This is a genomic window from Lactobacillus delbrueckii subsp. jakobsenii ZN7a-9 = DSM 26046, assembly GCF_001888925.1.
GTDB classification, from domain to species: Bacteria; Bacillota; Bacilli; order Lactobacillales; family Lactobacillaceae; genus Lactobacillus; species Lactobacillus delbrueckii.
This window is the reverse complement of record NZ_CP018218.1, coordinates 46,589-61,395: the sequence shown is the minus strand read 5'-3', so window position 1 is coordinate 61,395 and position 14,807 is coordinate 46,589. Positions and strand designations below refer to the sequence as shown.

At 51.4% G+C, this 14,807-nt stretch carries 10 protein-coding genes and 26 tRNA genes; all 36 read left to right on the top strand.

The window, feature by feature from the left end; translation table 11 throughout:
* Nucleotides 1-45: 45 nt before the first annotated feature.
* Nucleotides 46-1,473 (top strand): basic amino acid/polyamine antiporter, encoded by a 1,428-nt coding sequence (locus tag LJ046_RS00425; RefSeq protein WP_002878793.1) that lies wholly within the window; start codon nucleotides 46-48, stop codon nucleotides 1,471-1,473.
* A 158-nt stretch (nucleotides 1,474-1,631) separates the two neighbouring features.
* Nucleotides 1,632-1,704: transfer RNA gene (locus LJ046_RS00420), tRNA-Val, on the top strand.
* 2 nt (nucleotides 1,705-1,706) lie between these two features.
* Nucleotides 1,707-1,779: transfer RNA gene (locus LJ046_RS00415), tRNA-Lys, on the top strand.
* A 12-nt stretch (nucleotides 1,780-1,791) separates the two neighbouring features.
* A tRNA-Leu gene (locus tag LJ046_RS00410) sits at nucleotides 1,792-1,873 on the top strand.
* Nucleotides 1,874-1,884: 11 nt separating this feature from the next.
* Nucleotides 1,885-1,957, top strand: a tRNA-Thr gene (locus tag LJ046_RS00405).
* 4 nt (nucleotides 1,958-1,961) lie between these two features.
* Nucleotides 1,962-2,033 (top strand) — tRNA-Gly (locus LJ046_RS00400).
* A gap of 14 nt (nucleotides 2,034-2,047) precedes the next feature.
* Nucleotides 2,048-2,133: transfer RNA gene (locus tag LJ046_RS00395), tRNA-Leu, on the top strand.
* 5 nt (nucleotides 2,134-2,138) lie between these two features.
* Nucleotides 2,139-2,212, top strand: a tRNA-Arg gene (locus LJ046_RS00390).
* A gap of 6 nt (nucleotides 2,213-2,218) precedes the next feature.
* Nucleotides 2,219-2,292, top strand: a tRNA-Pro gene (locus tag LJ046_RS00385).
* 36 nt (nucleotides 2,293-2,328) lie between these two features.
* Nucleotides 2,329-2,402: transfer RNA gene (locus LJ046_RS00380), tRNA-Met, on the top strand.
* 12 nt (nucleotides 2,403-2,414) lie between these two features.
* A tRNA-Ile gene (locus tag LJ046_RS00375) sits at nucleotides 2,415-2,488 on the top strand.
* 11 nt (nucleotides 2,489-2,499) lie between these two features.
* Nucleotides 2,500-2,573: transfer RNA gene (locus tag LJ046_RS00370), tRNA-Met, on the top strand.
* A gap of 17 nt (nucleotides 2,574-2,590) precedes the next feature.
* A tRNA-Phe gene (locus LJ046_RS00365) sits at nucleotides 2,591-2,663 on the top strand.
* A gap of 14 nt (nucleotides 2,664-2,677) precedes the next feature.
* A tRNA-Gly gene (locus LJ046_RS00360) sits at nucleotides 2,678-2,748 on the top strand.
* 3 nt (nucleotides 2,749-2,751) lie between these two features.
* A tRNA-Ile gene (locus LJ046_RS00355) sits at nucleotides 2,752-2,825 on the top strand.
* Nucleotides 2,826-2,827: 2 nt separating this feature from the next.
* A tRNA-Ser gene (locus LJ046_RS00350) sits at nucleotides 2,828-2,915 on the top strand.
* A gap of 261 nt (nucleotides 2,916-3,176) precedes the next feature.
* A tRNA-Glu gene (locus tag LJ046_RS00345) sits at nucleotides 3,177-3,248 on the top strand.
* 42 nt (nucleotides 3,249-3,290) lie between these two features.
* Nucleotides 3,291-3,378: transfer RNA gene (locus LJ046_RS00340), tRNA-Ser, on the top strand.
* A 9-nt stretch (nucleotides 3,379-3,387) separates the two neighbouring features.
* Nucleotides 3,388-3,461, top strand: a tRNA-Met gene (locus tag LJ046_RS00335).
* Nucleotides 3,462-3,464: 3 nt separating this feature from the next.
* A tRNA-Asp gene (locus tag LJ046_RS00330) sits at nucleotides 3,465-3,538 on the top strand.
* A gap of 6 nt (nucleotides 3,539-3,544) precedes the next feature.
* Nucleotides 3,545-3,617: transfer RNA gene (locus tag LJ046_RS00325), tRNA-Phe, on the top strand.
* Between the two features lie 8 nt (nucleotides 3,618-3,625).
* Nucleotides 3,626-3,707, top strand: a tRNA-Tyr gene (locus LJ046_RS00320).
* 4 nt (nucleotides 3,708-3,711) lie between these two features.
* A tRNA-Trp gene (locus LJ046_RS00315) sits at nucleotides 3,712-3,782 on the top strand.
* Between the two features lie 13 nt (nucleotides 3,783-3,795).
* Nucleotides 3,796-3,868 (top strand) — tRNA-His (locus LJ046_RS00310).
* A gap of 29 nt (nucleotides 3,869-3,897) precedes the next feature.
* A tRNA-Cys gene (locus LJ046_RS00305) sits at nucleotides 3,898-3,968 on the top strand.
* A 28-nt stretch (nucleotides 3,969-3,996) separates the two neighbouring features.
* A tRNA-Leu gene (locus tag LJ046_RS00300) sits at nucleotides 3,997-4,081 on the top strand.
* Between the two features lie 17 nt (nucleotides 4,082-4,098).
* Nucleotides 4,099-4,183, top strand: a tRNA-Leu gene (locus LJ046_RS00295).
* Nucleotides 4,184-4,341: 158 nt separating this feature from the next.
* Nucleotides 4,342-5,511, top strand: coding sequence for a glycosyltransferase family 4 protein (locus LJ046_RS00290; protein WP_002876904.1), 1,170 nt, complete (start codon nucleotides 4,342-4,344; stop codon nucleotides 5,509-5,511).
* A complete protein-coding gene (locus LJ046_RS00285) occupies nucleotides 5,504-6,553 on the top strand; it encodes a glycosyltransferase family 4 protein (RefSeq protein ID WP_002876906.1) in 1,050 nt (349 codons plus the stop codon). Before LJ046_RS00290 ends, LJ046_RS00285 begins: the two co-directional genes overlap by 8 nt.
* Nucleotides 6,546-7,559, top strand: coding sequence for a lysylphosphatidylglycerol synthase transmembrane domain-containing protein (locus LJ046_RS00280; RefSeq protein ID WP_002876910.1), 1,014 nt, complete (start codon nucleotides 6,546-6,548; stop codon nucleotides 7,557-7,559). The genes LJ046_RS00285 and LJ046_RS00280 overlap by 8 nt, the downstream gene beginning before the upstream one ends.
* Before the next feature lie 18 nt (nucleotides 7,560-7,577).
* Complete coding sequence (locus LJ046_RS00275; RefSeq protein ID WP_002876911.1) at nucleotides 7,578-9,677, top strand: LTA synthase family protein; 2,100 nt, start codon at nucleotides 7,578-7,580, stop codon at nucleotides 9,675-9,677.
* Between the two features lie 26 nt (nucleotides 9,678-9,703).
* Nucleotides 9,704-9,937: a preprotein translocase subunit SecG gene (gene secG, locus LJ046_RS00270; RefSeq protein WP_002876914.1), complete on the top strand. Its 234-nt coding sequence runs from the start codon at nucleotides 9,704-9,706 to the stop codon at nucleotides 9,935-9,937.
* 66 nt (nucleotides 9,938-10,003) lie between these two features.
* A complete protein-coding gene (gene rnr / locus LJ046_RS00265) occupies nucleotides 10,004-12,373 on the top strand; it encodes a ribonuclease R (RefSeq protein WP_002876916.1) in 2,370 nt (789 codons plus the stop codon).
* A 22-nt stretch (nucleotides 12,374-12,395) separates the two neighbouring features.
* Nucleotides 12,396-12,857, top strand: a complete 462-nt coding sequence (smpB, locus tag LJ046_RS00260; protein ID WP_002876917.1) for an SsrA-binding protein SmpB — start codon at nucleotides 12,396-12,398, stop codon at nucleotides 12,855-12,857.
* A gap of 147 nt (nucleotides 12,858-13,004) precedes the next feature.
* On the top strand, nucleotides 13,005-13,172 hold the full coding sequence (locus LJ046_RS10110; RefSeq protein WP_002876918.1) for a hypothetical protein: 168 nt from the start codon (nucleotides 13,005-13,007) through the stop codon (nucleotides 13,170-13,172).
* A 264-nt stretch (nucleotides 13,173-13,436) separates the two neighbouring features.
* Nucleotides 13,437-14,771, top strand: coding sequence for a family 4 glycosyl hydrolase (locus tag LJ046_RS00255; protein ID WP_002876920.1), 1,335 nt, complete (start codon nucleotides 13,437-13,439; stop codon nucleotides 14,769-14,771).
* The last annotated feature ends 36 nt before the right edge of the window (nucleotides 14,772-14,807 follow it).

Below are 14,807 nucleotides of genomic sequence, written 5' to 3'. Positions count from 1 at the left end.
ATCTCCGCCTTTTTAGGTGGAAAGAGTATTTGGGAGGTAAAAATCATGGAAGAGAAAGTAAACAAAAGCGGGATAGGCCTTGTCGGCCTGACCGCTTTGATCGTCAGTTCCTCCATTGGGACTGGGATCTTCGGCATTACCAGTTCCATCGCCACATCTGCCGCTCCAGGGCCCGCAATTTTGTCCTGGCTGCTGGTTGGCTTTGGTTTCTTGATGCTTGTTCTGTCATTGAACAATTTGACTGAGAAGAGATCCGACCTTAAAGGTGGTATCTTCGCTTACGCCGGGGCCGGCTATGGCCCTATGGGTGAATTCATTTCCGGCTGGGCCTACTGGATGAGTGCCTGGCTGGGTAACCTGGCCTTCGCGACTATGCTGATGAGCGCGATCGGGACCTTTATTCCGGTCTTCAAGGGTGGCTCAAACCTGCCATCAATCATCGTGGCTATCATCTTCTGCTGGGCCTTGACCTTCTTGGTTAACAACGGTGTTGAAAGTGCCTCATTCGTTAACACGATCGGTACTTTCTGCAAGGTTGTGCCATTGATTATGTTTGTAATCATCTGCATCGTTTCCTTCAAGGGCGGGATTTTCACCGCTGACTTCTGGGGCAGAGTTGCCAACAATCTGTCCAAGGGGACCACTACTGGCGGCCTTTGGCCACAGATGAAGAGGACTTTGATGACCCTGATCTGGGTATTTATCGGTGTTGAAGGGGCCTCAGTCATGGGGTCACGTGTCAAGAGCTTGAAGGAAGCGCAACAAGCAACCATGCTTGGTTTCGTCCTGCTTTTGGTCTTCTACATGATGATTTCAATCCTGCCATACGGCTCACTTACCCGGGCCCAATTGGCCAGCGCTGCACAACCAGCTTTGGGTAACGACTTGAAGATGATCGTCGGCGACTGGGGCATGATGATCATCAACATTGGTTTGATCATTTCCACTATCGTTTCCTGGCTGTCATGGACCATGCTGCCAGCAGAAACCATGCTTTTGATCGCTGAAGACGGTGCTGCTCCTAAGTTCTGGGGCAAGCTGAACAGCAAGAAGGCGCCAACCAACGCCCTGTTCACTACTGCTATCCTGCAGACCATTTTCCTCTTCTCCTTGCTCTTCACTGACAAGGCTTACGAATTCTGTTACACTTTGGCTTCAAGTGCCATCTTGTTCTCATACCTGTTTGTCGGCTTGTACCAAATGAAGTTCAGCCGTGAACACAAGGAATGGACTCAATGGACCTACGGCTTATTGGCAGCCCTCTTCCAATTAATGTGCATGATTTTGGCTGGCTGGCAATCAGTCTTGGCTGTTTCCTTGAGTTACATCCCAGGCCTGATCGTTTATTACCAAGGCGTCCGTGAACAAGGCAGAAAGCTCAACAAGAACGAAAAGATCACCTTTATCTTTATTGCAATTCTCTGCGTTCTGTCTATCGTACTGATTGCCAACAAGAAGATCAACATTATGTAATTGATTTTAAAATCTTTCCCAAAACAGCGGTTTTCCGCTGTTCTTTTGTGTTTCGCCTTGCTTTTTCAAAATAAAAAAGGCAAAAAAGACTTGCATTCTTGGCTGAATACGATATACTAATATTTGTGCTTACGGCCTATGCCGTAAACTAGTCATATGGAGGATTAGCTCAGCTGGGAGAGCATCTGCCTTACAAGCAGAGGGTCACAGGTTCGAGCCCTGTATCCTCCATCGAGTCGTTAGCTCAGTCGGTAGAGCATCTGACTTTTAATCAGAGGGTCGAGGGTTCAAGTCCCTCACGACTCATGGCCCCGATCTGCGGGTGTGGCGGAATTGGCAGACGCGCTAGATTTAGGTTCTAGTGTTTTCGGACGTGCGGGTTCAAGTCCCGCCACCCGTATTTTATATTATGCCGATTTAGCTCAGTTGGTAGAGCACCTGTCTTGTAAACAGGGGGTCGTACGTTCAAGTCGTATAATCGGCATTGTGCGGAAGTAGTTCAGTGGTAGAACATCACCTTGCCATGGTGGGGGTCGCGGGTTCGAATCCCGTCTTCCGCTTTTATAATATATATGCCGGAGTGGCGGAATTGGCAGACGCACAGGACTTAAAATCCTGCGGTTGGTTTCAACCGTACCGGTTCGACCCCGGTCTTCGGCATGCATGCACCCATAGCGCAACTGGATAGAGTGTCTGACTACGAATCAGAAGGTTGTAGGTTCAAGTCCTACTGGGTGCATAAATCCGGGAAGTGGCTCAGTTTGGTAGAGCACCTGGTTTGGGACCAGGGGGTCGCAGGTTCAAATCCTGTCTTCCCGATTTGTAATTTAATATTTTCCATATTGGTTACAGTATGGCGGTGTAGCTCAGCTGGCTAGAGCGTCCGGTTCATACCCGGGAGGTCGAGGGTTCGATCCCCCCCGCCGCTATTTTGTAAACTTGGACCTTTAGCTCAGTCGGTTAGAGCAGACGGCTCATAACCGTCCTGTCGTAGGTTCGAGTCCTGCAAGGTCCATTTTTTATTATCGCGGGATGGAGCAGTCTGGTAGCTCGTCGGGCTCATAACCCGAAGGTCGTTGGTTCAAATCCAGCTCCCGCAATTGCTTTTTAATAAGCTGGCTCGGTAGCTCAGTTGGTAGAGCAATGGATTGAAGCTCCATGTGTCGGCGGTTCGATTCCGTCCCGCGCCATAAATTGAATATTTGCGGGTATAGTTTAGTGGTAAAACCACAGCCTTCCAAGCTGTTGTCGCGAGTTCGATTCTCGTTACCCGCTTATGGGCCTGTAGCTCAGCTGGTTAGAGCGCACGCTTGATAAGCGTGAGGTCGATGGTTCAAGTCCATCCAGGCCCATTGGAGTAATACTCAAGTGGCTGAAGAGGCGCCCTTGCTAAGGGTGTAGGCCGGGAAACTGGCGCGAGAGTTCGAATCTCTCTTACTCCGCTTGATAAAGAGCTGTTCCGCAGCTCTTTTTTTGTGCCTTAAAGCTGCTTAACTCTAAAAGTAAGAAGGAGATAGGGCAGAAGCAGGAGAAAAGGCAAAAAAGTAGCTCTTTTTTCTAAAAAAGACTTGCCAAAGACAGGATTTTTCTGTATTCTAATATTTGTTGACACGCGAGCGTCGGCGCAAGTGGCCTTTGAAAAGATTGAGAAAGCCGCTTGACAAGATGAGTTTAAGCGAGTATCATCTTAAGAGTGCTTACGCGGCCCGTTGGTCAAGTGGTTAAGACACCGCCCTTTCACGGCGGTAACATGGGTTCAAATCCCGTACGGGTCATTGCCGGAAGGCAAGAATTGAATATTTTTCTATCCATCAAATGGAGGATTACCCAAGTGGCTTAAGGGGACGGTTTTGAAAACCGTTAGACGGGGTGACTCGTGCGTGGGTTCAAATCCCACATCCTCCTTTTTATTATCGCGGGATGGAGCAGTCTGGTAGCTCGTCGGGCTCATAACCCGAAGGTCGTTGGTTCAAATCCAGCTCCCGCAATATGGTCCATTGGAGCAGTGGTTTATCTCGCCTCCCTGTCACGGAGGAGATCGCGGGTTCAAATCCCGCATGGACCGTTTGATGGCTCGGTAGCTCAGTTGGTAGAGCAATGGATTGAAGCTCCATGTGTCGGCGGTTCGATTCCGTCCCGCGCCATTGAAAATGGAGGAATAGCGAAGTGGCTAAACGCGGCGGTCTGTAAAACCGCTCTCTCTGAGTTCAGTGGTTCGAATCCACTTTCCTCCATAATAGGGATATAGTTTAAAGGTAGAACTACGGTCTCCAAAACCGTCGGTGTGGGTTCAATTCCTACTATCCCTGTTAACAGAATATGGCGGTATTGGTGAAGTGGTTAACACACTGGTTTGTGGATCCAGCATTCGTGGGTTCGATTCCCACATACCGCCCTAGCCGAAGGGCAGAAGAGAATAATCGTGGCGGTGTAGCCAAGTGGTAAGGCAGAGGTCTGCAAAACCTTAATCGTCGGTTCGACTCCGATCGCCGCCTTAGGCTTAACGGCCAAGTAGAATAGCATGGCGGTGTGGCGGAATTGGCAGACGCGTCAGACTCAAAATCTGGTGTCCATTACGGACGTATCGGTTCGACCCCGATCACCGCTATTCAAGTTTAATATCACGGCGGTGTGGCGGAATTGGCAGACGCGTCAGACTCAAAATCTGGTGTCCATTACGGACGTATCGGTTCGACCCCGATCACCGCTATCGTTTGAGACGACTTCCTTTTGGGAGTCGTTTTTCTTTTATCTTTATCTTTTTCCCTGTAGCAAATATCTTTTATTCTTTAGGATTTTGGTAAAGAAATTTGCACCTCTTTTGCCGATTCTCTATAATGTCTTTTAGTATGGAGGTAATGAAAGCACATGAATATCGGTTTGTTTACAGACACCTACTTCCCGCAAAACAGCGGGGTAGCGACGTCGGTCAAAACCCTTAAAGAAGCTTTGGAGGCCCAGGGTCACAATGTCTTCATCTTCACGACAACTGATCCCAACGTCGACAAGGACACGGTTGAAGCCAATATCTTCCGCTTCAGCTCCGTGCCCTTCATTGGCTTCTCTGAGCGGCGGATTGCTTTCCGGGGTCTGTTTGAGGCGGTCAAGGTGGCCAAGGAGGTCAACCTGGACATCGTCCACACCCAGACCGAATTTTCCATGGGCTTAATTGGCAAGCACGTGGCCCGGCAATTGGGCATCCCGGCTATCCACACCTACCACACCATGTACGAAGACTACCTGCACTATGTCTTAAACGGCCACTTGCTCCGGCCAGTTCATGTCCAGCAGTTCACCAAGAGCTACTTGAAGAATATGGACGGGGTCATCGCGCCCAGCCAGCGGGTAGCGGCTTTATTGGCCCGCTACGGGGTGGAGATCCCCATGCGGGTGATTCCTACCGGGGTTGACCTGGACGCCATCAGTGGCCCGGACAAGGCGGATCTGCGGGAAAAACTGGGGATTGCCCCGGATGCCCAGGTGATCATCACCCTGGGCCGGGTAGCCGCGGAAAAGAAGATTGACCGCATCCTCCGGGTCATGCCAGACCTGTTGACCGAATTCCCTAAGCTGGTCTTTGTTATCGCCGGCGACGGCCCGGACGCGGATGTCTTAAAAGAGCAGGTTGAGCGCCTGACTTTGGAAGACCATGTGATTTTTGCCGGCAATATTCCCCATGACCAGGTCGCCAGCTACTATAAGATGGCCGACTTCTTCGTCTCAGCCAGCGACACGGAAACCCAGGGGCTGACTTATATCGAAGCCCTGGGCAGCGGACGCAAGTGCGTGGTTTACAAGACCGACTACACCGACCAGGTCTTCAATGACCCGGCTTACGGCTTGACTTTTGAAAGCCTGCGGCAGATGAAGGAAGAAATCGCGACTTACTTGCGGCAGGGCCGGCAGGAGATTCCGCCCCAGCTCCTGGCAAAAAAGCTGGAAGAAATTTCCGCCAGCCACTTTGCCAGCGAGGTCTACAAGTTTTACCAGTACGCGATTGACAACTATCAAGTGAAAAAAGAGGACAGCAATGATTAGAATCAACATGTTTTCCCAGGCGGACTCAGTTGCCGGCCAAGGGGTCGGGGCAGCCTACCTGGAACTGATCCGGCTTCTCAGGACCCACCTGGTCGATGATTTCTACGTGACCATCAACAAGTACGGCAGAAGCGACTTGACCCACTACCACACCATCAATCCGACCTACTTCGCCAACAGCTTTTCACCAGCCAGAGGCCGCAAGATCGGCTATGTCCACTTTTTGCCAGATACCCTGGAAGGGTCAATCAAATTGCCAGGGGTGGCTAAAAAGGTCTTCTACCAGTACGTGATCGACTTTTACAAGCGGATGGACCAGATCGTGGTCGTCAACCCGATCTTCATCGACAAGCTGACTGAATACGGCCTGGACAGAAACAAGATCCGCTACATTCCGAACTTCGTGGCCAAGAGTGAGTTCTATGAACAGACTCAGGCCAAAAAGAATGCCACCCGGCAGGAATTAGGCATCCCGCAGGGCAAGTTCGTTGTCTTTGGCGACGGGCAGGTCCAGGCCAGAAAAGGGGTCGACGACTTCGCCAAGTTGGCGGAAGCCAACCCCGACTACCAGTTTATCTGGGCCGGCGGCTTTTCTTTCGGCAAAATCACAGACGGCTATGACCACTTCAAGCAGCTGGTGGAGAACCCGCCCAAGAACCTGACCTTTACCGGCATCATCGACCGGGAAAAGCTGGTTGACTACTTGAACATGGCCGACCTCTTCCTCTTGCCGTCCTTTGACGAACTCTTTCCGATGTCAGTTCTGGAAGCCTTCAGCTGCGGGACCCCGGTCTTGCTCAGAGACTTGGACCTCTACCGGGCGATCATTGACGGTTACTACCTGGCCGGAAAGGACTTTGCTGAAATGAACGAACAGCTCCGCTTCGCTGCTACCCATCCGGAAGTCCTGGCCCGCCAGCAGGAGCTTTCCCGCAAGGCCAGCCAGCAGTATTCTGAAGACCACCTGGCTGAAATCTGGCGGGACTTCTACCAGGAGCAGTACCAGCTGGGCCGGGAATTGGGGCAGATCAGTTATGAATAAGAAAAATCTGTGGGGAGTCCTGATCGTCTTATTGATCAGCTCCCTTGTTTTGTACTTTGACCTCCGGGCCACGCCAATGGCGACTTTAAAGGCGGCAGCCGGGCAGATTATTCCCTGGCGCCTGGTCCTGGTCTTTTTGGCCATGGCCTTGTCCTATGTCTGTGAGGCCTTGATCCTCCGTCTTTTGGCCAAAAGGCCGGGGACAGCCAAGCGGAGCTTCTGGTCTTATCTGCGGATTCCGCTCATCCAGGCCCTTTTCAATGGGATCACCCCGATGGCCACCGGCGGGCAGCCGTCACAATTGGCGGCCATGGTGGAAATGGGCATGGCCGGCGGCCGGGCAACTTCGATTTTGATGATGAAGTTCATCTGCTACCAGCTGGTTGTCTTATTTGCCTATTTGACGGCCTTTATCTTCGGCTTTCACTTTGTGGCCGGCAAGTTCTTGGCTTTAGCCATCTTTATTTTCCTGGGTTTTGCCCTCCACGTCTTCTCCATCATCCTGCTCCTGTTAGCCATGTTTGCCCATAACTGGGCGGTTAAGGCTGTTAAAAAGGTCATGAAGCTGTTGGGGCGGATTTTTGGCCAGGAAAGGGCCCAGGCTTGGGAGAAGTCGACCCTGGAGCAAGTGGAAAGCTTCTACAAGGAAAGCCAGGCCCTTAAGGCTGAGAAGAAAAAGCTCTGGGGCGTGGTTCTCTTGACGGTCGGGCAGCTCCTGTGCTACTACTCGGCTCCTTACCTGACCTTGCGGGCCTTGGGTCAACCAGTTGACTATGTTCAAGTGACCTTGATGACGATCTTGATCATCATGTTCATGGCCGTGATTCCTTTGCCTGGGGCCAGTGGCGGGGCGGAATTCAGCTTCCAGACCCTCTTTGCCAGCTTCATCAGCCAGCCGGGGGTAGTCGTTTTGGCCATGTTCTTGTGGCGGTTCGCGACCTATTTCTTCGGCATGATTCTCGGCATCTTTGGCTGGTCCTTCAAGCCGGCTAAGTTGCGAGACTGATTTTTTGAGGTGAAAGAAATGCAGAAAATCAAGGCCTTTGGGACCTGGCTGCGGACGTCGAAGAACGGATTCTTTACTCTGGCGGTCTTCGGCTACTGGCTCAAGTGTTACCTAATATATCTGACCAAGTTTACCCTGGGGGCGATGGGCCCGTTGCAGGGCTTCCTCTTGCTCATCAACCCTATTCCGTCGGGGATGCTGATCCTGGGTCTGGGGATGCTGATGAAGGGGCGCAAGTCCTACTGGACCATGCTTGTCCTGGACTTCCTCCTGGCTACCTGGCTTTTCGCCAACGTCCTTTACTACCGGGAATTCTCCAACTTCCTCTCTTTTTCCCTGCTGCAGAATTCGGGCAGCGCTTCGGAGAATTTGGGCAAAAGCATTGCCGGCATCCTCAAGGGCAGCGACTTTTTAGCCTTTGCTGACCCCTTGATCCTGCTGGGGCTTTTGCTGGGGAAGTTTTTCAAAATGGACCTCTACGCCCAGTCCTGGAAAAGGAAGGTCGCCATTGAACTGACGGCCCTGCTCTTGATGGGGGGCAACCTCCTCTTGTCCCAAAAGGACCGGTCAGGCCTGCTCACGCGGACTTTTGACAACAACTACATCGTCAAGTATTTAGGGATCAACGAATATGCCCTTTATGACGGGATCAAGACGGCTCAGACCAACGCCCAGATGGCTAATGCCAAGGTGTCGGATTTGAGTTCTGTTAAAAAGTACCTCAAGGCCAACTACGTCCAGCCAAATTCAGCTTATACGGGTGTAGCCAAGGGGAAAAACGTCATCGTTATCCACCTGGAAAGCTTCCAGCAGTTTTTGATCGGCTACAAGTGGAAGGGCAAGGAAGTCACGCCTAACTTGAACAAGATCTACCATTCCAAGCACACTCTGGCTTTTGACAACTTCTTCAACCAGGTGGGGCAGGGGAAGACCTCTGACGCGGAACTGATGCTGGAAAACTCCCTCTTCGGGGTCCAGTCGGGGTCAGCCATGTCGACTTACGGGACCAGCAATACTTTTGAATCCATGCCGGCTATTTTGAAGCAAAAAGGCGGCTATACTTCCGCCGTTATGCACGGGGGGACGGGGTCCTTCTGGAACCGGAACAATGCCTACAAGTCTTTTGGCTATGATTATTTCGCTTCTTTGAACTACTACCAGTACAAAAACAGCTGGTACCTGGGCTATGGTTTAAAGGACAAGATCTTCTTCCAGCAGTCGGCCAAGTACATCTCTGAACTGCCCCAGCCTTTTTACTTGAAGATGATCACGGTCACCAACCACTATCCATATACCTTGGACAAGCAGAACCAGTCGATCAAGAAGACCACGACCGGGGATAACACGGTTGACGGCTACGTGCAGACGGCCCACTACCTGGACCAGGCGATCGGCGAATTCATGACCTGGCTAAAGAAGACTGGCCTGGACAAAAAGACCCTCCTGGTCTTCTACGGGGACCACTACGGGATTTCCAACAACCACAACGAGGCCATGGCCCAGCTGACCGGGAAGAAAAATTACGGGGAGTTTGACGACCAGCAGCAGCAAAGAGTGCCGCTCATGTTTTATTCAAGCAACTTAAAAGGCGGCATTAAGCATACCTACGGCGGGGAAATCGACGTGATGCCGACCCTGCTCAACCTGCTGGGGATCAAGAGCAAGGACTTGATTTTGTTTGGCCATGACCTGTTAAGTAAAAAGAACCCGCAAGTGGTGGCCCAGCGGAATGGGAACTTTATTACCCCGACCTACACCAAGGTGGGGAGCAGCTACTATTACACCAAGACGGGCAAGAAGGTCACCGGCGCCAAGGAAAAGAAGGCCTGCCGCTTGATCGCCAACCAGGTTTTGACCCAGCTGACCCTGTCTGACCGGGTCGTGACCGGGAACCTGCTCCGCTTCTACCACCCCTCCTGGTTTACTCCGGTCAAGACCAGTGACTATGACTACAATAAGACTGACTCTTTAAAGAAGCTGGCAGAAGCCGGTAAGAGCAAGACCAGCTTAAAGAGCCAGCTGGGCAAGAAGGACGCAAGCAGTCTTTATAAAACTGACGCGCCCGAACTGAAAAAACTAAGACAAAGTAAGTCTATCTATGATATAATAATAAGGTAATTGTAGAATAAATTGGAGGCAGTGCATTGTACAACTTTATTATGACGCTGTTGATCATTGTTTCAGTGCTGATCATTATTGCGACAATGATGCAACCACAGAAGCAGCAAGATGCCTTGAACGCTTTGTCAGGCGGCGCCGTCTTTAGCGGCCAGACCAAGAAGCGGGGCTTTGAAGCCTTTATGGAAAAAGTGACGTCAGTTCTACTGGTATTGTTCTTTGCTTTTTCGATTATTTTGGCAATCCTGTCTTCTAAATAATCATTAACCTCCCGATCACTTGCTTGATGGGAGGTTTTTTTAACGAAAATACAGATGGAGAAAATAATGGCGCAAAACGAGACTGTATTGGCGGGCGTGTTGGAGATCTTCCGGCACAACCCGCAAAAGCAATTCAGCGTTGACCAGATCGAGCGGCAGGCCCGCCGGGACCGTTTGGGCAACTTTACCGACCTGGTCAAGGCCCTGGCCTACCTGGAGCAGAAAAAGCAGATCATCACTGACGGCAACGGCCGCTACCAGCTGGCCCAGGAAAATACTGAAGTCGAAGGGGTCTTCCGGGCCAACGACAAGGGCTTTGGCTTTGTCCACTTAGATGATGAAGAAGCCGATGACGTGTTCATCAACTCTGACGCTACCAAGCTGGCTTTGGACGGGGACCGGGTCAAGGTCAAGATCACGGCCGGCGGCAACCCTTGGAACGGGAAGGGGCCGGAAGGGCAGGTTGAAGAAATACTGGAGCGCGGGGCCAGCAGCATTGTCGGCGAATACACCCCTTTGGAAGACCTGCAGGCCAAGATCAGCCACTTTGCCGGCTACGTGATTTCGACCAACAAGAAGTTCAAGAAGTACCGGGTCTATGTATCTGAAAACGGCTTGATCCCACAAATGGGGGACATGGTCAAGGTATCTCTGAAGACCTATCCGACCGAAGACTTGCCAGACCAGATGACCGGGGCAGTTGTCGAAATTATCGGTAACAAGAACGACCCGGGCGTGGACATCATGTCCATCGTAGCGGAACACGACATCCGGACTGAATGGCCAGAAGACGCCTTAGAGCAGGCCAATGCCATCCCGGACCACGTAACTGAAGAAGAGAGGCATGAAGCAGGCCGGCGGGACATCACCGACCAGCCAGCCGTCACGATCGACGGGGATGACTCCAAGGACTTTGACGACGCGGTCGTTTTGTGGAAGCTGGACAACGGCAACTACCACCTGGGCGTCCACATCGCTGACGTGGCCCACTATGTTAAAGAAGGAACGCCTTTGGACCGGGAAGCTTTTGCCCGGGGCAACAGTACCTACTTGGTCGACCGGGTTATTCCAATGCTGCCGTTCAGACTGTCCAACGGGATCTGTTCCTTGAACGAAGGCGTTGACCGTTTGGTTCTGTCCTGTGACATGGAAATCACCCCGGAAGGTGAGCGGGTATCTTACGACATCTACCCGGCCGTGATGCGGTCCCACGGCCGTTTGACCTACAACAAGGTCAACCAGGCCTTGCGCGCTGACGTGCCGGACAGCGACTTGGAAGACAAGTATGTTAAGGTGCGGCCAATGCTCAAGGACATGGCAGCTCTGCATGAAGCCCTGTACAACAAGCGCCACGCCCGGGGGGCCATCGACTTTGAAGAACCGGAAGCCAAGATCATCGTGGATGAGAAGGGCAAGCCGGTGGACATCGTCCTGCACAGCCGGGGGACAGCCGAAAAGATGATCGAATCCTTCATGCTTTTGGCCAATGAAACTGTGGCAGAAGCCTACTACAGAAAAAAGGTGCCTTTCCTTTACCGGGTGCACGAAACGCCAGAAGCTGACCGGATCACCAGATTTTTTGAATTCTGCAGTGCCTTCGGCTTGAACGTCAAGGCAGATCCAAACGACATCGAGCCGCTGGACTTGCAGAAGGTGGTTACCAAGACTTTGGGCACGCCGGAAGAAGCGGTTCTCCAGATGATGCTGCTGCGGAGCTTGAAGCAGGCCCACTACTCAGAAGATCCGCTGGGCCACTTCGGGATCGCGGCCAAGTACTACACCCACTTTACTTCCCCAATCCGCCGGTATTCAGACACCATGGCCCACCGGATGATCCACGCCTACCTGGAAGAAGGAATGGGGGATGAGGTCAAGGAGCACTTTAAGGAAGAACTGCCGGAAGTAGCTGATCAGACTTCAATGCAAGAGCGGCGGTCAATCGATACGGAACGGGCAACCAACGACTTGAAGATGACCGAATACATGGCTGACCAGGTCGGCAACAAGTTTGAAGCAGTTATTTCATCAGTAACCAGCTTTGGGATGTTCGTGCAGTTGGAGAACACGGTGGAAGGTTTGATCCACATCTCCAACTTGAAGGACGACTACTACTCATACGATGAAAAGACCATGACATTGACCGGCCGGGCAACCCACAAGAAGTATAAGGTTGGGATGCCGATCAAGGTTGTCTTGACCAATGCGAATGTTGAGCAGCACCAGCTGGACTTTGAAGTTTACGATCCAGATGCCAAAAAGCGGCCCCACAATGACCGCGGGATGGGCAGAAGAAGCGGGGACCGGAACTTCAAGGGCCGGAGCAATTACGGCGGCCGCGACAAGAGCGGTGACCGGCGCCACAAGCCAAGCCGCAACAACCGCGGCCAGCGGCTGGGGCAAAGTGAAAGAGGCAACCGCCGGCGGCCAAACCGTTAATATGTAAGCGGGAGGATTTTTTATGAAACAAAAAGCCAAGGATGAAAATGTCCTCGCGCAGAATCGGCAAGCCCGGCATGATTATTTCATCAAGGATACTTATGAAGCCGGGATTGCTTTGACGGGGACGGAGATCAAGTCAGTCAGAGCCCGGCACGTGACCTTGCGTGACGGCTACGTGCAGATCATCAACGGGTCGGCCTTCCTGGAAAATGTTCATATCGATGAATATAAGGAAGGCAACCGCTACAACCATGACCCGCTGAGAAGCCGCAGACTGCTTTTGCACAAGAAGGAAATCGCCAAACTGGCTGAGGTGAAGGCCCAAAAGGGGATGACCATCGTGCCGCTCAAGGTCTACTTGAAGCACGGCTTTGCCAAGGTTTTGATTGGCGTAGCGCAGGGTAAGAAGGAATACGACAAGCGCGAAACGATCAAGAAGCGCGACCAGGACCGGGAACTGCGCAGAAAATACAGAATTTAAGGAATCCGCCGGAAGGCGGATTTTTTGTATTCTCGTATACTTATCTGCATATTACGCTTTCCAAAAAAGCCCCTGCAAAGGCTGGCATTAGTTGTAGAATAAGTGTAAGCAAAAAATTCATTCAGAGTAATAGAAAGAGGATAGACAATGGGTTTTTGGATCATGCTTTTGTCCGGACTGATCGGCCTGGGCTTGGTAATTTTTGGTGTTGAAAAGGAACTGCCAAAGGGGCAGAAAATTGCTTTTTGGTTGATCGGCGCTGCTCTGTTTGTCTTTGCTGTTGCCTTGGCTCTGCCAAATGGCCTGAAGCTTTAGTTAATTAAATTAAGTTAATCTCGAGGTACTGGCAAGACCAGTGCCTTTTTTCTTTGCAAAAATTAGTCTAGACAGCTTTCCGAAATATTTTTCACCCTTGCGAAATACTTTTCACAATCTGAAATATGATTCTATGTTTTTGTAAACTCTTTACATATCTGGAAGCGGTGCCATAATAAGAGTGTAAGCAAGCTTACGGGAGGTCGGGGCGCCTGAAAGGCCTCATGTGATGAAACAATGTATTTTGTAAGGAGCAATTGATTTATGTCAGACAAGAAATTTTCAGTAGTTATTGCCGGCGGTGGCAGCACCTTCACCCCTGGATTTGTTATCAGTCTCTGTGCCAATCAAGATAAGCTTCCCCTGCGGAAACTGAAACTGTACGACATTGATGCTGACCGGCAAAAGAAGATCGGTGACGCCTGCGCCATCATCGTCAAGGAAAAGGCGCCGCAAGTCGAATTTGAATATACGACTGACCCGGAAGAAGCCTTCACTGACGTTGACTTCGTCTTGGGCTCAATCAGAGTCGGCAAGTACGAAATGCGCAGCCAGGATGAAAAGATTCCTTTGAAGTACGGGGTCAACGGCCAGGAAACTACCGGCCCCGGAGGCATGGCCTACGGTTTGCGGTCAATCCCGGCCATCATTGAAATCATCGACTTCATGGAAAAGTACTCGCCAAACGCTTGGATGGTCAACTACTCCAACACGATCGCGATTGTTTCTGAAGCCTGCCGGCGCTTCCGCCCGAATGCCAAGGTTGTCAACATCTGCGACATGCCAATCGATGACATGGGCAGAATGGCGGCCATTGCTGGGCTCAAGAGCTTTAAGGACCTCGACTTTACCTACTACGGCCTGAACCACTTTGGCTGGTGGAAGAGCGTTACCAACAAGAAGACCGGGGAAGACCTAATGCCGCTTTTGAAAGAACATGTCAAGAAGAACGGCTACTACGTGGGCGGAGACTTCGACAAGGAAACCGAAGCCAGCTGGGTCGCAACTTTTAAGAAGGTTGCTGACTGCTACGCTTTGGACCCGACGACTCTGCCAAACAACTACATGCAGTACTACTACTTCCCGCAATACGAAGTGGAAAACGCCAACCCGCACTACACCAGAACCGATGAAATCCTGGAATACCGGCAAAAGATAGTCTTCGGTGAATGCGCCCGGATCGTCAAGGAAGGCACGGCCAAGGGCAACCTTTGGGAAAGCGAAGTTCACTCCAACTACATCATTGACATCTGCCACGCGATCGCCTTCAACACCCACGAGAAGTACCTGGCCAATATTCCGAACAACGGGGCCATCTGCAACTTCCCAGACGATGCTATCGTTGAAGTGCCTTGCCTCTTTGGCTCAAACGGCGTGCAGCCGCTGGTAGTCGGTGAAGCCGGCCGCTTCCAACTGGGTCTGATGATGGAACAAGTAACCTGCGAAAAGCTGGTTGTCGATGCTTATGAGCAAAAGTCCTACATCAAGATGCTGCAGGCCTTTACCTTGAACAAGACTGTTCCAGACGCTAGCGTGGCCAAGAAGATCCTGGACGACATGATGGTCGTCAACAAGCCTTACTGGCCGGATTTGAAGTAGTCAGAATGAATTGAAATAAAAAGAAGCAAGGAGGAA